This window comes from Providencia sp. PROV269 (assembly GCF_028477785.1).
Taxonomy (GTDB): domain Bacteria; phylum Pseudomonadota; class Gammaproteobacteria; order Enterobacterales; family Enterobacteriaceae; genus Providencia; species Providencia rettgeri.
Map to the genome: position 1 here is coordinate 19,840 of NZ_JAMPLV010000020.1, position 25,400 is coordinate 45,239.

The 25,400-nt window shown below is 41.1% G+C and carries 20 protein-coding genes; 7 read left to right on the forward strand and 13 right to left on the reverse strand.

Going from position 1 to position 25,400, the window contains the following annotated elements; translation table 11 throughout:
* Positions 1-186 precede the first annotated feature (186 nt).
* Positions 187-576 (forward strand): YidB family protein, encoded by a 390-nt coding sequence (locus PR683_RS18775; RefSeq protein ID WP_004914918.1) that lies wholly within the window; start codon positions 187-189, stop codon positions 574-576.
* Positions 577-632: 56 nt separating this feature from the next.
* Here PR683_RS18775 and metE read toward each other — a convergent pair whose 3' ends face one another.
* The gene (metE, locus tag PR683_RS18780) at positions 633-2,906 is read right to left on the reverse strand and encodes a 5-methyltetrahydropteroyltriglutamate--homocysteine S-methyltransferase (protein WP_109912579.1); all 2,274 of its coding nucleotides are present in this window, start codon (positions 2,904-2,906) and stop codon (positions 633-635) included.
* Positions 2,907-3,014: 108 nt separating this feature from the next.
* Between metE and metR the strand changes: the two genes are divergently transcribed.
* Positions 3,015-3,971, forward strand: coding sequence for an HTH-type transcriptional regulator MetR (metR, locus tag PR683_RS18785; protein WP_004914926.1), 957 nt, complete (start codon positions 3,015-3,017; stop codon positions 3,969-3,971).
* On the opposite strand, the gene PR683_RS18790 is transcribed toward metR, so the two are convergent.
* From PR683_RS18790 to PR683_RS18800, 3 genes are all read right to left on the reverse strand, one after another.
* Positions 3,856-4,755 (reverse strand): carboxylate/amino acid/amine transporter, encoded by a 900-nt coding sequence (locus tag PR683_RS18790; protein ID WP_117163035.1) that lies wholly within the window; start codon positions 4,753-4,755, stop codon positions 3,856-3,858. The genes metR and PR683_RS18790 overlap by 116 nt on opposite strands.
* Positions 4,756-4,812: 57 nt before the next feature.
* Positions 4,813-6,462: a Na+/H+ antiporter gene (locus PR683_RS18795; protein WP_004914931.1), complete on the reverse strand. Its 1,650-nt coding sequence runs from the start codon at positions 6,460-6,462 to the stop codon at positions 4,813-4,815.
* Between the two features lie 263 nt (positions 6,463-6,725).
* Positions 6,726-8,072 (reverse strand): NCS2 family permease, encoded by a 1,347-nt coding sequence (locus tag PR683_RS18800; RefSeq protein WP_004914933.1) that lies wholly within the window; start codon positions 8,070-8,072, stop codon positions 6,726-6,728.
* Positions 8,073-8,686: 614 nt separating this feature from the next.
* On the opposite strand from PR683_RS18800, the gene PR683_RS18805 reads away from it, so the two are divergent.
* Positions 8,687-10,375: a hypothetical protein gene (locus tag PR683_RS18805; protein WP_109912581.1), complete on the forward strand. Its 1,689-nt coding sequence runs from the start codon at positions 8,687-8,689 to the stop codon at positions 10,373-10,375.
* A 47-nt stretch (positions 10,376-10,422) separates the two neighbouring features.
* Here the strand turns inward: PR683_RS18805 and PR683_RS18810 are convergent, their stop codons facing one another.
* Entirely contained in the window at positions 10,423-11,706 is a 1,284-nt protein-coding gene (locus PR683_RS18810; RefSeq protein WP_272581942.1) for an MFS transporter, read from the reverse strand.
* Between the two features lie 94 nt (positions 11,707-11,800).
* Complete coding sequence (locus PR683_RS18815; protein WP_210850585.1) at positions 11,801-12,553, reverse strand: sulfite exporter TauE/SafE family protein; 753 nt, start codon at positions 12,551-12,553, stop codon at positions 11,801-11,803.
* A 211-nt stretch (positions 12,554-12,764) separates the two neighbouring features.
* Between PR683_RS18815 and PR683_RS18820 the strand changes: the two genes are divergently transcribed.
* A complete protein-coding gene (locus PR683_RS18820) occupies positions 12,765-13,322 on the forward strand; it encodes a helix-turn-helix domain-containing protein (RefSeq protein ID WP_109912583.1) in 558 nt (185 codons plus the stop codon).
* Here the strand turns inward: PR683_RS18820 and PR683_RS18825 are convergent.
* From PR683_RS18825 to ivbL, 4 genes are all read right to left on the reverse strand, one after another.
* Positions 13,319-13,981: a hypothetical protein gene (locus PR683_RS18825; RefSeq protein WP_272581938.1), complete on the reverse strand. Its 663-nt coding sequence runs from the start codon at positions 13,979-13,981 to the stop codon at positions 13,319-13,321. The two genes, PR683_RS18820 and PR683_RS18825, sit on opposite strands and share 4 nt — an antisense overlap.
* Positions 13,982-14,174: 193 nt before the next feature.
* Positions 14,175-14,459, reverse strand: a complete 285-nt coding sequence (gene ilvN / locus PR683_RS18830; protein ID WP_004914949.1) for an acetolactate synthase small subunit — start codon at positions 14,457-14,459, stop codon at positions 14,175-14,177.
* Positions 14,460-14,461: 2 nt separating this feature from the next.
* On the reverse strand, positions 14,462-16,159 hold the full coding sequence (gene ilvB / locus PR683_RS18835; RefSeq protein WP_272581943.1) for an acetolactate synthase large subunit: 1,698 nt from the start codon (positions 16,157-16,159) through the stop codon (positions 14,462-14,464).
* Positions 16,160-16,262: 103 nt separating this feature from the next.
* A complete protein-coding gene (gene ivbL / locus PR683_RS18840; protein ID WP_109912586.1) occupies positions 16,263-16,352 on the reverse strand; it encodes an ilvB operon leader peptide IvbL in 90 nt (29 codons plus the stop codon).
* Between the two features lie 333 nt (positions 16,353-16,685).
* Here ivbL and PR683_RS18845 point away from each other — a divergent pair, with 333 nt between their 5' ends.
* Together PR683_RS18845 and PR683_RS18850 are read left to right on the forward strand one after the other, a co-directional pair.
* Positions 16,686-17,858: an MFS transporter gene (locus PR683_RS18845; protein ID WP_209102665.1), complete on the forward strand. Its 1,173-nt coding sequence runs from the start codon at positions 16,686-16,688 to the stop codon at positions 17,856-17,858.
* A gap of 239 nt (positions 17,859-18,097) precedes the next feature.
* Positions 18,098-18,505, forward strand: a complete 408-nt coding sequence (locus PR683_RS18850; protein WP_117163030.1) for a helix-turn-helix domain-containing protein — start codon at positions 18,098-18,100, stop codon at positions 18,503-18,505.
* Positions 18,506-18,779: 274 nt separating this feature from the next.
* Here PR683_RS18850 and PR683_RS18855 read toward each other — a convergent pair whose 3' ends face one another.
* Positions 18,780-19,301 (reverse strand): single-stranded DNA-binding protein, encoded by a 522-nt coding sequence (locus PR683_RS18855; protein ID WP_109912589.1) that lies wholly within the window; start codon positions 19,299-19,301, stop codon positions 18,780-18,782.
* A 590-nt stretch (positions 19,302-19,891) separates the two neighbouring features.
* Here PR683_RS18855 and uvrA point away from each other — a divergent pair.
* The gene (gene uvrA / locus PR683_RS18860; protein ID WP_109912590.1) at positions 19,892-22,726 is read left to right on the forward strand and encodes an excinuclease ABC subunit UvrA; all 2,835 of its coding nucleotides are present in this window, start codon (positions 19,892-19,894) and stop codon (positions 22,724-22,726) included.
* A gap of 79 nt (positions 22,727-22,805) precedes the next feature.
* On the opposite strand, the gene PR683_RS18865 is transcribed toward uvrA, so the two are convergent.
* Complete coding sequence (locus PR683_RS18865; protein WP_115166560.1) at positions 22,806-24,002, reverse strand: amino acid aminotransferase; 1,197 nt, start codon at positions 24,000-24,002, stop codon at positions 22,806-22,808.
* A 104-nt stretch (positions 24,003-24,106) separates the two neighbouring features.
* Positions 24,107-25,189, reverse strand: a complete 1,083-nt coding sequence (gene alr, locus PR683_RS18870; RefSeq protein WP_004914965.1) for an alanine racemase — start codon at positions 25,187-25,189, stop codon at positions 24,107-24,109.
* Positions 25,190-25,400 lie beyond the last annotated feature (211 nt).

Here is a 25,400-nt window from a genome sequence, read left to right on the forward strand (position 1 = left end):
GCACATTATGTTTATTCACGTTTAATTCACAAATGCCAAACCGTGGTTTTTTTACTGGGCTATATTCAATGCATCATTTCTATTGACCTAAAACTTAAATTGCTGAAAATAGCCGACTACAATTTTTTGAATAATGCTCCATACTATGAATGAGAGCATAAATTGGCAGATTGCCTAGGAGATAACATGGGGTTGTTTGAGCAAATGATGGGTATGGTTGCAGGCGATAAAATGCAACAGTTTCAATCAGTAATAAACTGGGTTGAGAATCAAGGTGGCCTTCAAGGTGTTATCGAAAAATTTAATGAACAAGGCTTAGGTGGTGTTATTGCCTCGTGGATCAGTGAAGGGAATAATTTACCTATCGATGCCAGCCAATTAATGCAAGTTTTTGGAAATGCGAATATCCAAGAATTGGCTCAACAGGTAGGCTTAGAACCTCAAGCAACCTCAGAAATGATTGCTAAATATCTTCCTCAGTTAGTTGACAGCGCCACACCAAATGGCGAAGTTCCAGAAAACCTCGATTTGGCTTCTATCGGTATGAACTTACTGAAATCCAAATTATTTGGTTAATATTTTCTAAAAAGGCAGGTTTCCCTGCCTTTTTGACACACTAACTAGTCGCCATTTTACTGCTCATTTCTAAGCTGTTTCGCTGCCTCAACCATGTTGGCTAATGCTTGGCGAGTTTCTGGCCAGCCGCGAGTTTTCAAGCCACAATCTGGGTTTACCCATAAGCGCTCAACCGGAACACGCTTCGCTGCCTTTCTTAATAGCGCAACAATCCATTCCACATTAGGTACATTTGGTGAGTGAATATCGTACACTCCTGGACCAATTTCATTTGGATAATCAAAATCTTCGAATGCATCTAACAAATCCATATCTGAACGTGATGTTTCAATCGTGATCACGTCGGCATCCAATGCCGCAATGGAATCCATGATGTCATTGAATTCGCAATAGCACATATGGGTGTGAATTTGTGTGTCGTCATCCGCAATCGCAGCACTGAGTTTGAAAGCATCAACCGCCCATTTGAGGTAAGCCGCCCACTCGTCTCGACGCAATGGCAACCCTTCACGCAGTGCAGGCTCATCGATTTGAATAATACCGATACCTGCTTTTTGTAAGTCGTCGACTTCATCACGCAAGGCTAGCGCAATTTGTTTCGCAATCGTTTCACGGCTCACATCTTCACGCGGGAATGACCAACATAGAATAGTGACTGGGCCGGTTAACATCCCTTTGACCGGTTTTTCCGTTAAGGACTGAGCATATTTTGCCCACTCTACTGTAATCGCTTCTGGGCGACTAATGTCACCAATGATCACTGGGGGTTTTACACAACGCGAACCATAACTTTGCACCCAACCATTTTGGGTAAATACATAACCATCAAAGTGCTCACCGAAGTATTCCACCATGTCATTACGTTCAGCTTCACCATGCACAAGGACATCGATATCTAAAATTTCTTGTTCTTTAATGGCTTGCTTAATATGCTCACTAATATTGGTGCGATAGTAGGTTTTATCCACATTCCCTTTTTTGAAGTCTAAACGTAATGTTCTGATTTCACTTGTTTGAGGAAATGAGCCAATCGTGGTTGTCGGCCATAATGGTAAGTTAAAGCGTTGACGTTGGCGTGCTGCTCGCTGTGGATAGGGGCTATAACGTTCTGTATCCCCTTCGCTGATTGCTGCTAAACGCTGAGCTACTGATGCATTATTCACACGAGCTGATGTTCTACGCGCTCGAATAGGTGCACTGTATGTATCTAATTCAGCAATATGGCTGTCTGTTGGCTGATTTAACGCTTTTGTTAACAGAGCAAGTTCTTCACATTTTTGGATAGCAAAAGCAAACCAGCTTTTCACCTCAGCATCTAAACGTGTCTCATCATTTAAGTCAATTGGGCTGTGTAGTAATGAACATGACGTTCCTACCCATATATCACGCTGGCCTAAGAACGGCTTCACCTGTAAGAATTTTTCCCCTAAGTCAGCCTTCCATACGTTACGACCATTAATAATTCCTAGTGATAATACCCAGTCTGCTGGCAGTATTTGGTGTAATTTTTCAATATCATCAGCGCCTGCAACCACATCAACATGTAGACCTTGCACAGGGAGTTGCTTAATCAAGTCTACATGGTGACTAATGCCATCGAAATAGGTGGTTAGCAGTAATTTTATTTGGCCTGACAGCGCTTGGTAAGCCTGCTGATAAGCTTGCTGCCATTGCTCTGGTAAATCTAACACTAATGCAGGCTCATCAATTTGCACCCACTCAAGACCTTTTTCTGCTAAGCGCGACAGGATCTCCTGATAAACAGGTAATATTTCATTCAATAATGATAAGCGGTCAAACGGTTCACCTTTCACTTTACCTAACCAAAGGTAAGTAATAGGACCAATGATAACCGGTTTCACATTATGGCCTAATGCTAATGCCTCATCGACTTCATCAAACAGTTGTGTCCAAGACAGCGAAAATTGTTGCCCTTTTTGAAATTCAGGCACGATGTAGTGGTAGTTAGTATTAAACCATTTCGTCATCTCGCCTGCTGGAGCAGGTTTGCCCGTTGGTGCGCGACCGCGAGCAACACGAAATAAAGTATCCAAATCAATCGAACCATCTTCATTTTGATGGCGTGGCGGTACATTGCCCAATAGCAAACTGGTTGTCAGCACTTGGTCATACCAAGCGAAATCACCAACAGGTAATAGCTCAACGCCCGCATTTTTTTGTTGCTGCCAATGGCGCACACGTAACTGATAACCGGTTTCTAATAGTGTGGCCTGATCAATTTTACCTGCCCAATAATCTTCTTGTGCACGCTTGAGCTCTCTTTTTAGACCGACACGTGGAAATCCAAGTGTATGATTTATAACAGACATATTGACCCCTTAAAATATTTAGCCGTCTAGATGTTTACACATCCATAATCAACAGGTACTGTATAAAGCACAAGCGCAAATTATTCATTGTCACCGTGAAGGTTTCTCATGATCGAATTAAAACATCTAAAAACATTGCAAGCGCTCAGCCAATACGGTTCATTAGCGGCAACAGCAACACACTTGCACCAGACACAATCTGCTCTATCACACCAATTTAGTGATTTAGAGCATCGATTAGGTTTCCGGTTATTTGTTCGTAAAAGCCAACCATTGCGCTTTACGCCACAAGGAGAAGTCTTATTACAATTAGCACAACAAGTTCTGCCATTAGTAAAAGATGCCATTCGAGTATGTAATGAGCCTGGGGTTTGTGCGTTACGCATCGCTATTGAATGCCATAGCTGCATTCAGTGGTTGACCCCTGCATTACAGCAATTCAGACAAACTTGGCCTCAAGTTAGCATCGATTTTAAATCTGGGGTGACGTTCGACCCACAGCCTGAGTTACTTTCAAGGGAATTGGATATTGTGATGACCTCTGACATTTTGCCAGATCAAGGCATCCACTATACGCCAATGTTTGATTATGAAGTGAAGCTGATTGTGGCGAATGACCATCCGCTAGCCAAAAGACCGCATATTGAGCCCCATGATTTGGCGGATGAAACGTTGCTTATCTACCCGGTACAACGGGATCGCTTCGATGTTTGGCGCCATTTTCTGCAACCTGCAGGCGTGTCACCTAATGTGAAAAATGTTGATAACACATTAATTTTAATTCAAATGGTCGCAGCTAAAATGGGCATTGCCGCACTGCCTCACTGGGCAGTTGATTCATTTGAAAAACAAGGGTTGATCAAAACCAAAACCTTGGGTAGCGGTTTGTGGAGCCGGCTGTATGCCGCTTGCCGTGAAGGAGAGCAGCGCCAGCCAGCTATTGAGGCGTTTACTGAGACGACGACGGATCACGCTGTGGAGAACTTGTCTTATGTGAAGGCCGCGAAAGGATCCAACGCTTATGCACCCAAAGAGAAGCAACTATTAGGCTCGATCCTATGGTAAAACTCAGCCAATCCGGATGTTGTTGCCAGATAGCAAAATTAACTAATAACCCCGCTGGGACCATCATGTTATTCATAATAGCAAGGGTTCCAGCATCCACTTTGGTTGCGCCATAGTTCCACATAAAGTAGCCAATGCCTGAAGCTGCAATCCCCAACCACAGTAAGACACCCCACTGGAGAGTTGTTGTCGGCATCATCGATTTATTACCAAATAGCAACCACCCTAGTAATGCAATTAACGTTGCACCAAGGTAAAACCATGAGAAAGCCTGATGTTGAGGGATTGGATGCACCTCCATCAGACGCTTATACCCCACCTGCCCAATCGCAAAAAAGATATTTGCTAGCTGCACAAAAAGCAAACCTAACCAAAAAGATTCGCTCAAGTGGTCATAACGAATAATTGCCGCGCCAATTACCGCCAATAGTGAGCTAAACAAATAACCTTTACGCAACTTTTGCCGTTCTAGTAAGTCATAAATTAACGTGACATATAGTGGTGTTAATACTGTAAAAAGCAAAAATTCGGCAACGGTAAGGTATTGATAAGCATGGAATACAAATAGGTACATGATGCCAAGTTGGCAAGCGCCCACTAGCATATAAAGTGCAATCACTTTAGCGCTAAACTGGCGCCAACGTAGGAAAGGTAAAAAAACTAGCGAAGCCAGTGCCACCCTTACAAGTACTGAAAACCAACTATCTACTTGGCCCGCAAGGTATTCGCCGATAAGACTAAACGACGCTGCCCAAAGCAGCGTCGTGATAACAAGTAACCACATAATGCTGTATTTCGCCCCAAACTTTACAATGTCGGCTAGAATACTCGCTTTTTGGTTTTAATGCTCTTTTTCGATCAAAACGGCTTCTAATAAATCCAGATCAACCAACAGCGTTTGTAACGTTTCATTACTGATTTTCTTGGTTGCACGTAAGTGATAAAGCTCACCACGCTCCGCACGTAATGCCGTCAAACGAAAACGTCGTTCAAGGTCTTCAACCAGCAAATTATGATCAATTTCATCTTGCCCTGCCGTACGTCGTCTTAGATAACCTGTCACACGGGAAGCGACTTCACTGATATCTTCTGAATCGAGTTTTTCATCAACGTCAGCAGATAAACGTTCCTGCATCTTATTTAAGCTAACAATCGCCACTTCTGCCATTGCGGCTTTTGCCATTCGAATTTCATTGGCATCGGCTTCTTTGTCTCCCACGGTAAAATTACGCAGCAGAAGCGGTAAAGCGACCACACCTGCAAAAATGGAAAATAAGATAACCCCTGCGGCAATAAATACTAGCTGATAACGCGCTGGGAATGGTGAACCATCGGTTAAAAATAACGGAATAGAAAGCACACCCGCTAAGGTAATCGCACCGCGTACCCCTGCAAAAGAGGCTAGCCAAAGCTCACGTACGGTATAGTTAGCAAATTGCAGTGGTTTTTTCTTTAAGAATAAACGGCTAAACCTTTTCATCAGCCATAGCCAACAGAAACGCAATAGCAGTAGAGCAAAATAGATAATGGCTACTGCCGCAAATAGCATCCAAGTTTCTACACTTGGATCGAGATCCGCTTGGATAACAGACGTTTCCCAAATACCGGGCAATTGAAGCCCTAACATGATGAAAACCAACCCGTTAAAGACAAATTCAAGCATAGACCAAACGCTATCAGCGCGTAGTCTCATCGCTAATGGAGCGTTACGGATAACCCCAGACTTTGTGATAGTCATACCGGCCGCAACAGCGGCTAAAATACCTGAAAAACCAATATGTTCCGCTATCATGTATGAAGCAAATGGTAGCAATAACATAAACACAATTTGGGTTGCTGGGTCATCACCGCTCCAACGGCTCATTAGACGTAATGATTTACTGTATAACCAAGTCACGATAATACCCGCGAGTAGCCCACCAATCGCGACCTTGAAAAATTCAATGGTGACGCCAGAGGCACTAAATACCATCGTCCCCATGGCAATTGCTACTGCAAATTTTAATGCTACCAGACCAGAGGCATCATTCATCAATGCCTCCCCTTCTAGCACACTCATCATTCGTTTAGGGATACGCCCCTTTCCGACAATGGATGATAAGGCAACGGCATCGGTTGGTGATAACACCGCCGCTAGAGCAAATGCTGCAATCAATGGAATACCTGGCATCAGCCAGTAAATTAAATAACCAATCCCAATCACTGTAACCAGTACAAGAACCAATACTAAAATAAAAATTTCTCGACCGTTTTGAAAGAATTCGCGTGTTGGCGTTTTCCACCCATCAACAAACAACAAAGGTGGAATTAACAGAACCATAAAAAGTTCTGGGTCAAAGGTGACATGTAGGCCGAATTGAGGCCATGCTAATAGCGCACCAATAGCAATTTGAATGAGAGGAAGAGGAATACGAATAGGAAGAATTTTAGCGGCAACCCCTGAAACAGAGACAGCTAAAATCAAAATAAGAATAGTAAAGAAAATTTCCATGTTGCCCTTACTGAATTAACCTAGCGACTAGAACCTAAAATATTGCCTGCCGCCGCATAGTAAGAGATAGCACCGTCCAGACCATGATTATTAAAACCCAGCCATTCACCAGTGGAAATCATGCACATCCACTTGATTAACCGCCTTCTCTCTATTTTATCCTTAGCCATCCATTTTCGGGGAAAAAATTGAGACTTTACGATTAATTAATACAATAAGTTAAAAAGGTGGCAACATTAGCCACCCTATTGAAATAATATACTTTAGATTGCCAATCCTGAAGCGTAAAACGCCACTAAAAGTACCGCAATAATGACTGTGCCAATATTCAATTTGCGCCATTCACCTGCACAAATACGGCCGATAACCAAAGCAGCAAAGCCCAACATGATACCCGTGACGATATTACAAGTCAGAACAATGAATACCGCACACAATAAACCAGACATTGAATCTACAAAGTCATCGAAATCAAGCTTAGAGACATTACTTAACATTAAAAGCCCAACATACATCAATGCCGGCGCCGTTGCATAGGCAGGTACCAAATAAGAAAGTGGCGATAAAAAGAGAATGAGTAAAAATAGTACGCCGACAACCACTGCGGTTAAGCCTGTACGACCACCAGCAGCGGTACCCGCTGCAGATTCAATATACACAGCAGCAGGAGATGCGCCAATCGCCCCCGCAAAGATACTGCTCACGGAGTCTGCGGTTAACGCTTTACCACCATCAATAATTTGGCCGTCTTTATCCAATAAATTGGCTTGTCCCGCCACCGCGCGAATAGTCCCCGTTGCATCAAAAACAGCGGTCATCACTAATGCAAGTAAGCTTGGCAATACCATTGGCTGTAATGCGCCCATGATATCCATATTGAAAACTAATGAAAGCCCATCATCACCCAATGAAGGCAACTTGAAAAAGCCTTGATATTTAACCGCAGGATCAAAAATTAAACCAATAATTGAAATTGCAATAATAACAAGTAATACGCCACCCGGAACGCGGCGTTTTTCTAAACCAAAAATGACCGCTAACCCAGCTAATGACATTAATACAGGGAAAGATGTAAATTCACCTAGAGCAACAGGCAGGCCTGCATTTGGGTTTTTGATCACTAAACCCACCCCATTAGCAGCTATTAACAGTAAAAATAAGCCGATACCAATACCTGTGCCATGAGCAATACCCATTGGCATATTGCGTAAAATCCAACTACGAATACCTGTCACAGAAATGATGGTGAACAAACACCCCATTAAAAAGACAGCGCCCAATGCCACAGGAATACTAATTTGCTGCCCTAATACCAAACTAAATGCGGTAAATGCAGTCAGTGAAATAGCACAACCAATCGCCATCGGTAGATTGGCCCATAACCCCATCAATAAAGAACCAAAACCAGCCACTAAGCAAGTTGCAATAAAGACCGCTGTTGGTGGGAACCCTGCTTGCCCTAACATGCCAGGTACAACGATGACAGAATAAACCATCGCTAAGAATGTGGTTAATCCTGCAATGATTTCACGGCGAACTGAAGAGCCGCGCGCTGTTATCTTGAAAAATGAATCCAATTTGCAACTGGATGAAGCCTGTTGGCCTGACATGGTATACCTCTGCTGTTTAATGGAAAACGACGACTTTCAAATACTGCTAACGACTAATTTATACGTTGACGTAAACGATTACGTTTTTAAGAAAAAACAAACTGGCTGAGAAAAAATCCCAATAAAAACAGTTGCGCAATCGTTTGGTTTTTAAAATAGAATAAAACGTATCGTGAGGGGAGCAATTATCATTCTAAACAGGGGGAATGATCAAGCATTTTTAGCATTTCTTACCCGTTTGTTCTTTCCCCCGCTCCCAAATATATAGGCTCTTAAGCAATGAACATTATTTTCAAATAATGATTCTTTTTAGTTACATTTATTTTACGTAAAAATAGCTAAATACCTTTCATATAATGTCTGTTTAAAGTGGAAGGTTATTTTTTTGATACAATCCAAGAATATTTGCTTACAAAACCAATAGCTAAAAACTTATTTACTGGTGGTAATATGCGTCTGTTAAAAATGTGGCTAAAAATACATTTCTTATTGTTTTTCATTAAAAAAATATCATTCACTGAGTAAATATATATTTAAGTATATAAGCTCAATTATTATCAACCGCAGTTATAGTTTCAATTTAATCAAGTAAAAAACACATAAAACGTATTAAAATGTCAAATAAGAATGCACCATTAATCATATTACAGCGGAGTATTTTACTGCTTTTTATTAGTTTTCTTGCTCTGTATTTATTACCAGGAATATATAGCCATAGCCCTTGGAAGCAAGATGAAAATTATAGTTTTGGTATTATTCAAACTATGTATGAAACTGGTAAATGGTTAGTTCCCACAAATGCGGGTGAACCATTTATGGAAAAACCTCCGCTTTATTATTGGGTTGCTACGATTACCTCTCATTGGTTATCAAGCTTGATGCCACTTTATGATGCAGCCCGTAGTGCAAGCTTAATTTTTTCGGTTATTAATTTTTCATTTTTTATCCTTTTGGCGCGTCGTTTTTTCCAAGCCACAGACTTCACTGATACTCGGATTTGGGTCGCTTTTGCACTGTATGCCTGTGCTCCCGGTATTATCAGGCATAGCCATGATATGTTTACCGATGTTGCACTAATGGCAGGAACAACTATTGGCTTATATGGGTTATTGGGGCTGATACAACAACAAAAAATGCGCATGTCTGCACTTTGGTTATCTCTTGGGACCATCGTCACCATGTTGTCAAAAGGCGTTTTTATTCCTGGCGTTCTCTGGATTTGCCTTTTTTTATCACCTATTTTTCTTGCTCAATGCCGAACTAAGCAGTTTTGGTTATACAGTTTAACGGCGGGGTTAATCGCGCTTATCGCCATTTTACCTTGGCCTATCCAACTGTATCTTCAGCATCCCGATTTATTTCTTGTGTGGTTTTGGGAAAACAATATCGGCCGCTTCTTTGGTTTTTCGGTTGAAAAATTAGGGGCAAAAGCTAATTTAACTCGCATTCCAGCGGCAGTTTCCTTATTTGCCTTTCCTTCTGGTTTACTGGCTGTCGCTTATTTTCTAAGGCACCCGATTAAACGTTTATTTAATTCAAATGAGTTTCTGCTGGCGCTATTTCCTTTATTAGGTATCATTTTTTTACAGATTTCAGCTTCTGGTCGCGCGCTATATTTACTCCCTTTTGTTGCCCCCATGGCCATATTAGGAACCCTAACACTACTCAGTTTCCCTGAAAAAATTCTTAATGGTATCGCTCGCTTTGCGGCTATTTTATGGTCTGTACTCATTCTGTTTTTATGGGTCTGCTATCTTATCGCCTTGATTGGCCATCAACACGAATGGCTAACCCCATTTAGTCGCTGGCTTCCCATGAGCTACCAAATGCCCTTTTCTTCCATTGCATTTATCAGTGGTCTGTTGATTACATTAGTGTGGTTTTTACGCAATAAAATTATTCCAAACTTTATCTCACCGGCTTTTCACATGATGAAAAATTGGTTATTAGGCCTATGTGCCGCTTGGGGGATAATTTTAACCTTGTTTTTGGGCTGGATAGACTACGCAAAAGGTTTCGAAGGGGTTTTTGTCGATTTAAACCAGCATTTAGCAGGCCAGTTTACAAAAAACGATTGTATGGCTTCTGATAATATTGGCGAATCTGAAGCACCGATGCTCTACTATTACACTGGCGTATTACACCAACGCCAAGACCGCTTTGAAAAACCTGAACAATGCCGCTGGTTAATTGTACTCTCGAAAACAATCAAACCTGCACCGCAAGGCATGGAATTATTCTGGCACAATCATCGGCCAGATGAATTCCGAGAAAACCTTGTTGTGTATAAAGTTATTGAATAATCTATTTGTGGTGCTCTCTAGCTTAAGTAGGGCACCACAAATGCGCTTTATGGGCTGACTTGTTCAACCATTTGAGCGCTATATTTTTCTCGTGTGAACCATAAAAATACTGCCACAGACAGAACCAATAGCACCGGTAAGCCCACTGGTGAGATTGAAGTCGCCACTCCCGCCAATAATGGCCCTGATAAATTACCAATTCCCCATAGCATGGCCGCCGCTGCATTAGCGATGATCAATTCATTCCCTTTGAAATATTGGCCAATTTGTACCAAGGCAATCGTATAAATTGCCCCTGCCGTGGCTCCTAAGATAAATAACAGAACCCAAATCAGATAAGGTTGAGTAATAAGGAAGGGTAATAATAAGCAAGCTGCGAGTGTGATAATACCGCAAATTCGGTACAGTTTTTCTCTATTCATATGGTCTGCAAGCCAGCCAAAAGGTAACTGCATAATGGCATCTCCAGCAAGGATGGCGCTAATCATTAATGCAGCAACCGCCTCTGTATGCCCCATTCCCATACCATAAATTGGGAACATCGATAAAATGGTTCCATCAAAAAAAGCAAAAAATAAAATTCCACCACAAATACCCGGTGCAATTTTTACAAATTGAATAATTGAAAAATTAGATTGCGCGGCATTTTCAGCTAAACGGTCACCAACTTTTTGATCCATTAAAATAAATAGCACTACAGAGATTAAATGGATCAACGTACAAATCAATAAAGGCGATTTATCTTCCACACCATAATAAGCAATAAATGAAGGCCCAAGTAGCTGACTTACTGTGAACACGGTAGTATAGATTGCTAAGATCCGACCCCGCTTATTTTCAGGGGATAATTCATTAATCCACGTTTCTCCCAAGCAAATCATCACGCCACTCGCTAAACCCGTAACTAACCGTAATGGAAATAACAGCCAAAGTGGTAACGTACTCAATAATGGCAATAGGCTAATGGCAGAAACGAGGGTTGCCAATAGCATTGCCTTTCGCTTACCTGACCAACGCACAATACGTTGAACCATAGGGGCAATTAAAAACATACCTAATGCAGGAGCCGCAGAAATAATGCCAATATACAACTCATTGAAACCATAATTATTTAGCCTAAGAGCCACCATTGGAATACTTAGCCCAATAACGATACCAATGACAGCAATACTCATTGTAATGGTAAAAATAGCAAAAGATGGGGAACGTCGAAAATTTTGTAAACGCTGATTATCAGAGCTCATGTTGAAATTAACCCGTTTCTTTTTAGCAAAAGAACAGATTTTAACTCCATAAAATAGATTATTATGAAAAATAAAAAACCGCATCATTACTAGTAAAACTAATAATGTTCGTGGTGATTGTAACACGACTCATATATTCTGCTATTTATCTTTATAAAACTATTTTTAATATTCTAAATACTTAAAGGACGAAAAAATATCGATAAAGCAGCACAATACCTGATAATAAAATTATGGCATTAATAACTTTTAAAAAACTTTCACGTGAAATTTTTAATGTTATATGCCGACCAACCCACGTACCAATTAACATGGCAGGGGAAAATGCTAAAGCAATCAATAAAATATCTAGATTGAGATACACACCCATTACTAAAAATATCACCACTCGAGTCAGCGTGCTAAAGCCAATTAACGTCATTTGAGTGACACGAAAACGCTGTTTATCTTCAATTCGGCTAGATAAATACATGGCATAGATAAAACCACCACTGCCAAATAAAGCACTAAAAACACCGCCCACTAAACTAAATGGGACAACCAACGCTTTTGAAAAAGGTGATTTTGATTTTTTAGAAAAAAAAGCATGTAAGACATAACCGACAACAAATAACCCAAGTAATAATACGAGTATATCGGGACGCGTTTTTAATAAAATCGCAGCACCAACTAAACTCCCGATTATCATTAATGGAATTATCCATTTAATTTCCTGATAATCCGCATTTTTACCATCTTTAAGTAAATTTAAAACTGCAGCGGTTAGATCTATTAATGCAAGGATTGGAACAATCATGTTTAACGGCAAATACATGGCTAATACAGGGGTTGCAATAAGAGCAGAACCAAAACCCGCCATGCCAAAAACCAAATAAGCAAACAACAATGTCGAGAAACAAATCGCCATTTCTGGTGATAACAATTCAAACGGCATGACCTTAACTCCAGAAGTTTTTTAACGTCCTCACTATAGATTTTTTCAAATACAGAAAATAGTTTTATTTTTGTAGGATTTTAAATTTCAAATCTATATCAAAAAACAAAATAGCCACTTTAAATACAATATACAACTAAGAGTGTATAATTTACTTCTCTGAGTGATACAGAACTAGCACAATAAATTAAAATTCAGGTAAAGACACATTGTGGATAAAAAAATTAATTTAAAAATAGGGCAGAAAATTCGTTTACTTAGGCAAGCAAGGGATCTCTCGCTAAACGAACTATCTCGTTTATCAGGGATTTCGAAAGCCGCTTTATCCAAACTGGAATCTGGTGATTCAAACCCGCGCATCGACACATTAGAGTCGATCGCCATTGCTCTACGCTTTCCTCTCAGCGATTTGTTTACCCGGCAACATGAAGCTTATCCCTACTTGCTTAAAGCCACTCCCAGTGAAAAAGAGTATTCACAACAGTTTAAATTTCGCATTAGCATGGGAAATATCTCTGAAATCTGGCAATTAACCATGAAAAGAGGCGCTATCATTAATAGCCCCGCCCATATGAGTGGAACTCACGAGCACATTATGGTGAATTCTGGCTCACTCATGTTGCGGTTGCATAACGACCAAAATATCCTTTTGGAGGCGGGGGATTTCTATGCTTTCAGTGGTGATTTCCCACACAGTTATCTATGCATGGAAGGGGAGCTCCAAGCCACCGTCGTCATGACTTACTCTCATCTTAGTGATAGTGTTTAAATTAAGGCATGTTGTGCATCATAACTAATGCGCAATGTTCCCTTTTTAAATTTCATCGACTTAATTGAAAAATGCTGAATATTATCTAGCGAAGAAACATGCGTTCCACCACAAGGCATTTCTTCAGTTTGGTCGATATAACTGATCCGCAAATCACCCTTTTGCTTTATTGCAACGGACCGCCCACTGCGAATGCTTTGGTTAACAATATCTTCGATATATTGGCTATCAAGTTTATCAAAAGGAGTGACATCCCCTTCCATCATGCTAAATTCCACTCGAGATTCATCAGGAAAATGATGGCCTTTTTGTGCCAGCCAGCCAAAGCGACGTAATTCCCAATTCAGCAAATGACCTGCGGTATGTAGCGCAGCGTAACGCTGACGTTTTTCCTTATCTACCCTTGCAACCACATTATTTTCTTGACTAAAAGTAACGCCTTCAGGAAGGTATCCTACAATTAAACCATTCGGTTGTTTCCTAATACGAACAGCAATATCATTCACCCAAGCTGTATCCATGGGTTGCCCACCACCTTGTGGGTGGAAAATATTGTCTTTTAGAGCCACCCAATGACCTTCATCATCATTCCCTTGTGCCAGTATGGTTGTTTCAATTTCACATTGATAAGTGTTCGATAAATAGATGTTATTTTGCATAAATTTATACCTGTTTATTATTCAATTTACCAAATGCAAACCTGTAATGCGTTCAAAAAATCATTATTCAGTAACTGAATTTATACCACTTTCGTTCGGTTTAGGAAACCCTAATTATCGCTATGATTAAACATAAAAGAAAATAGCCCATACTGTTGGTATGGGCTACTAGGTCATAAAATTTACCTCAGAATTACTGCAAATAATTTTGCATTGTTTCGAAAAGACGCAAATCATCACTAAAGCGTACTTCCCGAACATCTTCTAATTTTTCAACTTGGTTAATCATTTGCGGCAAACGCTCATCTTTTTGTACTAATAGCCATATACGGCTTTCATCTTTATCTTTAATCGGCATACATAGAATGCCATCAACATTAAATGCTCTGCGTGCAAATAAACCACAAATATGTGACATTACACCTGGGTGATTACGAACAATTAGCTCTAAAGCAATCGGATGATGTTCAAATACCATAATTACGCTCCAATCATATCAATGTTAGCTGCACCCGGTGGAACCATTGGATATACCTTCTGATTCACATCAATCAAGGCATGGATCAAACATGGACCTTTGGTATTCATTATCGCTTCTAATGCCATTTCTGGGTCTGCTTCATTATTTAAATCGCAAGTTTGCAAACCAAACCCTGCAGCAATCTTAATAAAATCGGTTTGATACGGATAAGCTGCAGCAAATATGCGATTTTCAAAAAATAAATCTTGTTGTTGATGTACCATCCCTAATGCTTGGTTATTCATTAAGATAATTTTGATATTCAGTTGGTGCTCCGCTGCCGTTGCCAGTTCTTGAATATTCATCATCAAACTGCCATCACCGGAAAAACACACAATGGTTTTTTCGGGTTTTGCCAACGCTGCACCAATGGCAGCAGGCAGCCCAAAGCCCATGGTACCTAACCCACCTGATGTCAGCCATTGACGTGGTCGAGACAAGGGGTATGCTTGAGCCGCCCACATTTGGTGTTGCCCAACATCCGTTGTCACAATCGCCTCTTCACCAGCCGCACGTGCCGTAGACAGCACTAAACCATAATGATTCAGCGGGTTATCAGCCTCGCTAAAATTCAATGGATATTGCTCTTTTAATTGATTCACTTGCGCCATCCAATCTGTGCGCTCATTGCGTTCTACTAAAGGCAATAACAATTCCAATATTTGCCCTGCATCTGCATGAATAGCGATATCTGGACGCTTAATTTTGCTGATTTCTGCTTTATCAATATCCACATGGATGATTTTTGCGTTAGGGCAAAATTTCTCTGCTTTACCTATCGCTCTATCATCAAACCGTGCACCAATCACAATCAATAGATCCGATTCTTCCATGATCATATTAGTACTTGCGGCAGCGTGCATACCCAACATTCCTAAATATAATGGATGGCGCATTGGAATAGTGCCAAGTGCCATTAATGTCATGGTTGTCGGTAATGAAGCCTTTTCCGCGAATGCGATCGCTGTTTCTGTCGAATCAGAACTAATTACCCCACCACCAAAATACAGTACTGGACGTTTCGCCTTATTAATCATTTCAGCCGCTTGCAGAACTTTTTCCATATCAAATGCAGGTGCTTTATCTTTCGGTAATACTTCTGGTATTTCAGTTAGTTCAATAGTGGCAGTTTGCACATCTTTTGGAATATCAATCCAAACAGGCCCAGGGCGGCCTGACTCTGCAATACGAAAAGCATCACAAATCACTCGTGGCAATTCATTGATATTACGAACCAAATAATTATGTTTGGTGACTGGAATCGAAATACCATAGGTATCAACCTCTTGAAAGGCATCTGTACCAATCATTGACGAAGAAACTTGAGCCGTAATACAAACCAGCGGGATAGAATCCAATTTTGCATCAGCGATAGCAGTCACTAAGTTTGTTGCCCCAGGACCACTTGAAGAGATACAAACCGCGGCTTTCCCCGTGGTACGTGCAATTCCCTGAGCAATAAAACCTGCACCTTGCTCATGGCGAGCCAATATATGACGGATTTTCTGGCTTTGACCTAATGCGTCATAAAAAGGTAAAGCCGCTCCACCTGGAATGCCAGAAACGATGGTAATACCGTGTTTTTCCAGTAAATGTACGATTAATTCTGCGCCCGTAAAGCGGGTTTTATGTGGTGTTGTGGTGCCCGATTCGCTCATCATAATTATCCTTTGCTAGCCTGCGGATCCGAGCGAGAGGTGATAAAAAACCCCGCTCGGTTTGCGCCGGCGGGGTTTCTAAATCTGCGTTGATTTGTACCCGTTACGGCGCTAAGCCCACGACCACCACCACACGCACGACCACCGCGGCACGTGGCGCGGTTAGTAGTAGGTTTAAGTGATTAGTCGTCATGTTCACGGGTTCTTCCTGTTTAGTCTGTCTAATTTATTGATTATTGTTTTTCAGTTTCTTTTATTAAAAGAACATAAATTTCCCAGCATGACAATCATTTTTTCTTGTTTTATCCCAAAGGAATAGTAATTGCGACACTCATCACATCTCGCACCAGCAGCGACATTATCCATTAAAATAAAAAAATATAGCATTAATCACTACTTAAAATACCATCGCAGACCTTGACTTAAAGTCAACTTTAAGTTGTATCCTTTGCCGCATTCAGAGGGATTATTCCCTCAATGTAAGAAATATAACCAATTGATTTTTAATTAATAGACAGAGGGATATATGCCAAAATCCGTTTGGTGGTTAACTATCACACTTGCATTATTTATCACAGGAAATGCGATTGTCCTTTCTGTAGCAGTAGTTATTGGCGAAAAATTGGCTACCAACCCAACTTATGCAACTATTCCACTGGTAAGTCAGTACGTTGGCTTAATCTTAGCAACTATTCCGATCGCATTTTTAATGCAAAAATATTCGAGAAGGGTGGGCTTTATTATTGGTAACATCGGTGGGTTAATCGGTGCAGGCTTCTCTATTCTTGGTGTGATAGAAAGTCATTTAGTGTATTTTTCCATCGGGTTGTTTTTCACTGGGATTGCTATTGGTACTGCACAACAATTCCGTTTTGCCGCAATTGAAGAAGCACCTATTTCTTTACGAGCAAAAGCTATTGGCCTTGTTATGAGCGGAGGTATTGCTGCGGCCTTAATCGGACCAACATTAGCCATTACCACCCAGCGCTTTTTTACAGAATACCCGTTTGCAGGGCCGTTCATCACGTTAGCCGCCATTTATGTGATCGCATTTATTCTATTACTCGTTGTGCCTTTAAAGAAAATAGTGAAAACACCATCGGATGAAGTGTTAGTCAAACGCAACTACAGTGCATTGTATTCACAACCTATTTTAAAATTAATCGCTATTGTCAGTGCCGCTGGGTATGCCATTGTAGTTTTTACTTTTGCCTCGATACCGTTATCTATGAAACAACATGACTTCGCCTTTTCCTCTATTGCGATTGTATTTCAATTCCATGTATTAGGTATGTTTGCACCGTCATTCTTCACTGGAACATTAATTCATCTTTTAGGGGCAAAACGCATTATTTCCTGCGGTATCGTACTGTTAATTTTATCAGCAACTATGAACCTGCTAGGTAACCATTTTTACAATTATTTGTTGGCGGGTATATTTGTGGGTGTTGCTTGGAATTTGCTTTTAATCAGTACCACCAACCTACTGCCCCATACATATAAAATGCATGAGCGAGCTAAAGTACAAGGCATGACTGATTTTCTTATCTATTTTTTCGGTGGAATAGGCAGTTTAGGAGCAGGCGTTCTTTTCTTCACTCTCGGATGGCAAGCGATGAATATTCTATCTGTAATCATTTCCGCTACAATTTTAATGAGTTTTTGGAAGCTAAAAAAATATATCCCCAAACACCAATGAAAAGTGATATCACTGTGCGATGGTTTTATATTCAGAGAGCGTAATAATTTCATCTATTGTTAATCGATATGATGAATATATCTCCTTAAGATAAACTCTACTGGCTATAAACTAATTAAAAATCGGTATTTTGTCTGTTTTGCCAATTAACAAACTGAATTCAACTTTGTTTACTATTTATTTATTGGCTATTGACTGAATGAGGGATAAGATTAAAAAGTAACTAATAGGAAGATATTATGTATAAAGAAATCCCTGTTCCCTATAATGGGAAGTACACAGAATTTCAATCTACAGTTGTTAATGAAATATTAGTTTGGATTGAAATGAACTTAACCAGTCGTCTATTACTTGATGATATTGCACTAAAATCAGGATATACAAAATGGCATTTACAAAGAGTATTTAGAAAAGTTGTTGGTATGCCTTTAGGTGAATATATTCGCCGAAGAAGGATCTGTGAAGCTGCTAAAGACCTATGCTCCACTGAACTTCAGGTTATTGATATTGCATTAAAATACCAATTTGACTCCCAGCAATCTTTTGCAAAGCGATTTAGAGCTTATTTAGGTACGTCACCGTCAATCTACCGCCTGTCCGGTGAAAGCCAAAATGACCCATTACTACTGGAACCTAAAGTAGCTTGATATGCTAATATGAAAATAAAATTTATATTTCTTTTTTTTATAACACTACCAATACAAATCCCCATGTAATTTAATTGCTGGGGATTTTTTATTTATTTAAGAAATTCTTAATTTAGAATTAATAAACTCTTAATGTTTCGGTTCTGTATTTGTTTTATCATTCCAATAAAAAATAATATTTTCTAGATATATATTATTAGCATTTATATTTATTAAAAAATAAAGACTTCACAAGGAAGCCTTTATTTTATTTATACATTCTAATCAGTAAGAATTAGAACGGAATATCGTCATCAAAATCCATTGGTGGTTCATTGGTTTGTGGTGCAGGTGCTGATGGGCGTGCGGCTGGCGCTCCACCACCACTGAATTGTTGTGCCGCTTGAGGCTGCTGTGGTTGGCCCCAACCACCTTGACCGCCTTGACCTTGTGATGGTGCATCACCACCACGGCCACCTAACATTTGCATTGAGCCACCGATATTCACAACAACTTCTGTCGTATAACGATCTTGACCACTTTGATCTTGCCATTTACGTGTTTGCAGAGAACCTTCGATATAGACTTGTGAACCTTTTTTTAGGTATTCACCTGCTACTTCAGCAAGTTTGCCGAAAATAACGACTCGGTGCCATTCGGTTTTTTCACGCATCTCACCGGTTTGCTTGTCACGCCAACTTTCAGAAGTTGCCAGAGTCAGGTTTGCCACAGCTCCGCCGTTAGGCATATAACGGATTTCTGGATCTTGTCCTAGGTTACCGATAAGAATTACTTTGTTTACGCCTCTGCTGGCCATTTATTACTCCTGATGCATTGAATTTTAATCTCTGGATTAGCCGTGAAGTTTACCACGACAGAGCTGATTTGCACCAATATTTGAAATTGAGCTTGTTAATTTGCGAAACGCTTTCCAGCTTTTAGTGAAATTTCATAGTGCTTTTGTCAGTATAGACACAAAATAATGCACACCGCATCTATCTTTTCCTTTTCGATAAATTCAGATCGCTGTTTTTCTGTTTTTCTGTTTTTCTGTTTCACCATTAAAATCTTACTCTAAATAGTTCAAGCTGTGGCTAGGCGGCAAGCGAAGATATCGTAGGGAGCATACAAAAGTATGTGACCTGCGTAGCTGAGAGAAGCCAACAACGCCACGGTTTGAAATATGACGAGCAGAACCTATTCTAAATAGTTCAAGCTGTGGCTAGGCGGCAAGCGAAGGTATCGCGGGGAGCATACAAAAGTATGTGACCTGCGTAGCTGAGAGAAGCCAACAACGCCACGGTTTGAAATATGACGAATAGGAAATACTGTATATCCATTCAGCCATAAATATGTGATAATAGTCTCTTGCGATTGTTCAATATCAAATCATCCGGGAAGTGGTAAATGGATAATATCGAAGTCCGCGGCGCACGTACGCATAATCTGAAAAACATCAATCTCGTCATCCCTCGCGACAAACTCATTGTTATTACTGGGTTATCTGGTTCAGGGAAATCATCTTTAGCTTTTGATACCCTGTATGCAGAGGGTCAGCGCCGTTATGTTGAATCTTTATCTGCTTATGCCCGCCAGTTTCTTTCTTTAATGGAAAAACCGGATGTCGATCATATTGAAGGGTTATCCCCTGCTATTTCGATTGAACAAAAATCCACTTCACATAACCCTCGTTCGACGGTCGGAACCATCACAGAAATTCATGACTATCTGCGATTATTATTTGCCCGTGTTGGTGAACCTCGCTGCCCTGATCACGACATACCGCTTGCAGCTCAAACTGTTAGCCAGATGGTCGATAATGTTTTGGCTCAACCCACCGATCGCCGAATGATGCTACTTGCTCCTGTCGTTAAAGAACGTAAAGGGGAGCATGTTAAGCTACTCGATAACTTGGCCAGCCAAGGCTATATCCGCGCCCGAATTGATGGGGAAGTTTGCGATCTCTCCGATCCACCAAAGCTCGAATTACAGAAAAAACATACGATTGAAGTCATTGTTGACCGTTTCAAAATTCGTGATGATATTGCTCAGCGTTTAGCCGAATCTTTTGAAACCGCGCTAGAACTATCTGGTGGTACTGCAATTGTCGCTGATATGGATGACGCAAACGCAGAAGAACTGGTTTTTTCTGCGAATTTTGCCTGCTCCGTTTGCGGCTACAGTATGGTAGAACTTGAACCTCGCCTATTTTCTTTTAACAACCCTGCTGGGGCCTGCCCAAGCTGTGATGGCTTAGGTGTTCAGCAGTTTTTTGATCCCGAAAGAGTCATCCAAAATACCGAAATCTCACTTGCCGGTGGCGCAATTCGCGGTTGGGATCGCCGTAACTTTTACTATTTCCAAATGCTAATGTCATTAGCTGAGCATTATAAATTTGATGTGGAAGCGCCTTACGACACCCTGAGCCCAGCTATCCAAAAAATTATTTTATATGGTTCAGGCAAAGAAACGATTGAGTTTAAATACCGTAATGACCGTGGCGATATCACTGTACGCCGACACCCTTTTGAAGGCGTACTCAATAATATGGAGCGCCGCTATAAAGAAACGGAATCAACAGCTGTCCGTGAAGAGTTAGCGAAATATATCAGTAACCGTCCATGTGTCTCTTGCCATGGAACGCGCTTACGTAAAGAAGCGCGCTTTGTCTTTGTTGAAAATACAACGTTGCCGGAAATCGCAGATTACAGCATTGGCCACGCAATGGAATTTTTTCAAAACCTAAAACTCACTGGTCAGCGTGCTCAAATCGCAGAAAAAGTCTTAAAAGAAATTGGCGATCGCCTGAAGTTTCTCGTCAATGTTGGGCTTAATTATCTGACTCTTTCACGTTCTGCCGACACCTTGTCCGGTGGTGAAGCACAACGCATTCGTTTAGCAAGCCAAATTGGTGCAGGTTTAGTGGGTGTGATGTATGTCCTTGATGAACCTTCAATTGGCTTACACCAACGTGATAATGACCGCTTACTTGAAACCTTGATCCACCTACGCGATCTAGGAAATACCGTGATCGTGGTTGAACATGACGAAGACGCGATCCGCGCCGCAGACCATGTGATTGATATCGGCCCTGGTGCTGGGGTGCATGGCGGGCAAATTGTTGCCCAAGGAACATTGGAAGATATTGTCGCAAACCCAGATTCACTCACAGGTAAATTTTTAAGTGGTGAGCGCAGAATTGACATCCCGCAAAAACGCGTTCCAATTAATAAAGATAAAATGCTGACTGTGTTCGGGGCAAAAGGCAACAACCTGAAAAATGTGACATTAAAAATCCCAGTCGGGTTATTTACCTGTATCACTGGTGTGTCTGGCTCGGGTAAATCAACACTGATAAACGATACCCTATTCCCTATTGCTCAACGTCAATTAAATGGTGCAACCACCATCACACCAGCCCCTTATTTGGATGTAGAGGGCTTAGAGCACTTTGATAAAGTGATTGATATTGACCAGAGCCCAATAGGCCGGACACCACGCTCGAACCCTGCCACCTATACTGGTGTATTTACACCTGTGCGTGAGCTATTTGCTGGTGTACCTGAATCTCGGACTCGAGGTTATAACCCAGGACGTTTTAGCTTTAACGTAAAAGGTGGCCGTTGTGAGGCTTGCCAAGGTGATGGGGTCATCAAGGTTGAAATGCACTTCTTACCTGATGTGTATGTCCCTTGTGACCAATGTAAAGGTAAACGCTATAACCGAGAAACATTAGAGATTAAATATAAAGGTAAAAATATCCATGAAGTTTTGGATATGACTATCGAAGAGTCTCGTGAATTCTTTGATGCCGTACCTGCACTTGCCCGCAAGCTACAAACTTTGATGGACGTTGGTTTATCCTACATACGTCTCGGCCAATCAGCGACAACACTCTCAGGTGGTGAAGCACAGCGTGTGAAATTAGCCAAAGAGCTGTCTAAACGCGGAACAGGGCAAACTATCTATATTTTGGATGAGCCAACAACAGGCCTGCATTTCGCTGATATCCAACAACTTTTAGTCGTTTTACATCAACTTCGTGACCAAGGAAATACCATTGTGGTGATTGAACACAACCTTGATGTCATTAAGACAGCGGACTGGATTGTCGATTTAGGCCCAGAAGGTGGTAGTGGTGGCGGTGAAATTTTAATTGCTGGTACACCAGAAGAAGTGGCTGAGTGTGAAAAATCGCACACTGCAAGGTTCTTGAAAACGATTTTAGAACGCGGCTATTAAGTCGAAAGGCCATTAAAAATAAGTAGAAAGACCATCAGGGAGCATTTTGCTCCCTGATAATTATTACGATAGCTAAAAATTATTGGCTAACGGCGGCAAATGCTTCCACAATACGTTTAACATTATGACGATTAACACCTGCCATACAAACGCGGCCAGTTCCAACCAAGTAAACCGCAAATTCGTCTTTCAGGCGAGCCACTTGCTCTTTAGAAAAACCCGTGTAGCTGAACATACCGCGTTGCTTTAATAAGTGGTCGAAATTTTGGTTTGGTAGTGCCTTTTTCAGCTCATTAACCAGTACCGTACGCATGTCTAAAATACGTAAACGCATCTCTTCCACTTCCGCTAACCATTTAGCTTTTTCAGCGCTATTGGTTAATACCGCAGCAACAATTTTTGCGCCATTAGATGGTGGACTAGAATATAAACGGCGAACACCCGCTTTTAGCTGACCTAACACACGGTCACGTTCATCTTGGTTTTCACAGATCACCGACAGGCCACCCGCACGTTCACCGTAGATACCAAAAATTTTAGAAAATGAATTACTGACAAACACGGGTAAACCGGCTTTGACCATCGCTCGGATAGCATAAGCATCTTCATTAATGCCTTCGGCAAAACCTTGATAAGCAATGTCTAAGAATGGGATCAGTTTGTGTTCTAATGCCACCTTAGTGACTTCATCCCATTGTGCAGGAGTAAGGTCGGAGCCTGTTGGGTTATGGCAACACGGATGCATTAGGATGATGCTATTTGCTGGTAATTTTTTGAATGTTGCTAGCATTTCATCAAATTTAACGCCTTTGGTTTTTTCATCAAAATACGGGTAGTAATGCACTTTTGTCCCCGCGCCTGAAAAAATAGAGGCATGGTTTTCCCAAGTTGGGTCACTGCACCACACTTCGGAATCGGGATAATATTGATGTAAAAAATCGGCACCAATTTTTAACGCACCAGAACCACCAATAGTTTGGACAGTAGCGATACGTTCCTGTGCAATTAGCGGGCAATCCTCACCAAAGACTAATTTTTGTAATTCAGTACGGTAATCTTTCAAACCTTCCATAGGCAAATACAGTGATGCGCTTGCTGGCAGTTTATTTAACGCCGCTTTTGCCGTACCGACTGTTGCCAGTTCAGGGGTTTTTCCTTCACCATCATAGTAAAGACCGATACTCAAATTAATTTTATTTTCACGAGTGTCTTTATTAAATTCATCCATTAACGACAGAATTGGGTCGCCCGGATAAGCATCAACATGTTCGAACACAGGACATCTCCTAATCATTGTTTTACGCTAAATAAACCAAGCGATGATTTGCCATATTTAGCGCCATTTTTTTACGTTGTTATCTGAAAATAACCCTTTGCTGACTATTCGTCTACATATTCCATTGCAACTCTAGAGGTTAACTTCGTCAGTAACTCATAGTTTATAATGCCTGTTTGTGCGGCAATTTCTTCAACTGGCAGTTGATTTCCCCATAAAATAACATCGTCACCCACTTTATCTTCCGCATTTAGTCCCAAATCCACCACGGTCATATCCATGGAAATTCGCCCAACAATAGGCACTTTTCGCCCATTAATTAACACCGGTGTGCCTGAAGGAACGTTACGTGGATAACCATCTCCATAGCCGATGGCAACAACACCAAGCAGCGTATCTTTATCACTGCACCATGTTTCACCGTAACCCACACATTGCCCTGCCGAATGCTCCCTAACCGCAATTAATGTTGATTTTAATGTCATCACAGGAAATAAACCGAAATCTTTTGCGCTTTTCCCTTCTTGTGGGGATGCACCATACATCATGATCCCTGGGCGAACCCAGTCATAGTGAGCTTCTGGCCACAGCAAAATTCCGGCGGAGGCGGCAATGGATTTTTCCCCCTCTTTACCAGCAATAAACTGTTTAAAACAAGTAATTTGTTTTTCAGTTGTCGGTAAATGAGGGGCATCTGCTTGGCAAAAATGGCTAACAATATTAATAGGAAGCTGAACTTGTTGGCAGCGTTGTAAACGTTGATAAAAGTCTTCGGCATCTTTCGGCAGTACACCAAGGCGGTGCATGCCTGTATCCAGTTTCATCCAAACTTTAAGAGGATAAGGTAATTTGGTGGCTTCTAACATTTCAAGCTGTTCAATACAATGGATCACGGTGTCAATCTGGTGCTCTGCCATCAACAGCAAGTCAGACTGCTCAAAAAAACCTTCCAGTAAAACAATCGGTTTTATCACGCCGTGCTGTCGTAAAAGTAGCGCCTCATTGAGTCTTGCCACACCAAAGCCATCCACCAGCTCTTCTACTGCCTGACCAACCCCTACTAATCCATGACCATAAGCGTTTGCTTTAACAACTGCAATCATTCGGCTATTTGGTGCAATTTCTTTCACCCGTTGCAAGTTGTGTCGCAGAGCGCGGCGGTTTATCAATGCGGTTGCCGCTTTCATTGTTTCCTCGTTCTTTTTTCTATAAAGCCGCTAAAAATTAAGCTGCACATTGGCAGCTCAATATGTTCTCTATTTGTTATACGCTAAAAAAAACCAATTTCCATTCGATCTTGGTCGTTTAGCTTTAATACTCTAAATAGTTTGCAATATCGCTAGGCGGCAAGCGAAGATATCGCGGGGAGCATACATAAGTATATGATTCGCGTAGCTG

Excerpts from the sequence above, each read along its gene's own strand:
- ivbL (WP_109912586.1), bottom strand. The coding sequence starts at position 16,352 with ATGACGACTAATCACTTAAACCTACTACTAACCGCGCCACGTGCCGCG.
- metR (WP_004914926.1), top strand. The coding sequence starts at position 3,015 with ATGATCGAATTAAAACATCTAAAAACATTGCAAGCGCTCAGCCAATAC.
- PR683_RS18795 (WP_004914931.1), bottom strand. The coding sequence starts at position 6,462 with ATGGAAATTTTCTTTACTATTCTTATTTTGATTTTAGCTGTCTCTGTT.
- PR683_RS18850 (WP_117163030.1), top strand. The coding sequence starts at position 18,098 with ATGTATAAAGAAATCCCTGTTCCCTATAATGGGAAGTACACAGAATTT.
- PR683_RS18855 (WP_109912589.1), bottom strand. The coding sequence starts at position 19,301 with ATGGCCAGCAGAGGCGTAAACAAAGTAATTCTTATCGGTAACCTAGGA.
- PR683_RS18810 (WP_272581942.1), bottom strand. The coding sequence starts at position 11,706 with ATGATGCGGTTTTTTATTTTTCATAATAATCTATTTTATGGAGTTAAA.
- PR683_RS18775 (WP_004914918.1), top strand. The coding sequence starts at position 187 with ATGGGGTTGTTTGAGCAAATGATGGGTATGGTTGCAGGCGATAAAATG.
- ilvB (WP_272581943.1), bottom strand. The coding sequence starts at position 16,159 with ATGAGCGAATCGGGCACCACAACACCACATAAAACCCGCTTTACGGGC.
- metE (WP_109912579.1), bottom strand. The coding sequence starts at position 2,906 with ATGTCTGTTATAAATCATACACTTGGATTTCCACGTGTCGGTCTAAAA.
- PR683_RS18800 (WP_004914933.1), bottom strand. The coding sequence starts at position 8,072 with ATGTCAGGCCAACAGGCTTCATCCAGTTGCAAATTGGATTCATTTTTC.
- PR683_RS18790 (WP_117163035.1), bottom strand. The coding sequence starts at position 4,755 with ATGTGGTTACTTGTTATCACGACGCTGCTTTGGGCAGCGTCGTTTAGT.
- ilvN (WP_004914949.1), bottom strand. The coding sequence starts at position 14,459 with ATGGTATTTGAACATCATCCGATTGCTTTAGAGCTAATTGTTCGTAAT.
- alr (WP_004914965.1), bottom strand. The coding sequence starts at position 25,189 with ATGAAAGCGGCAACCGCATTGATAAACCGCCGCGCTCTGCGACACAAC.
- PR683_RS18805 (WP_109912581.1), top strand. The coding sequence starts at position 8,687 with ATGTCAAATAAGAATGCACCATTAATCATATTACAGCGGAGTATTTTA.
- PR683_RS18825 (WP_272581938.1), bottom strand. The coding sequence starts at position 13,981 with ATGCAAAATAACATCTATTTATCGAACACTTATCAATGTGAAATTGAA.
- PR683_RS18815 (WP_210850585.1), bottom strand. The coding sequence starts at position 12,553 with ATGCCGTTTGAATTGTTATCACCAGAAATGGCGATTTGTTTCTCGACA.
- uvrA (WP_109912590.1), top strand. The coding sequence starts at position 19,892 with ATGGATAATATCGAAGTCCGCGGCGCACGTACGCATAATCTGAAAAAC.
- PR683_RS18845 (WP_209102665.1), top strand. The coding sequence starts at position 16,686 with ATGCCAAAATCCGTTTGGTGGTTAACTATCACACTTGCATTATTTATC.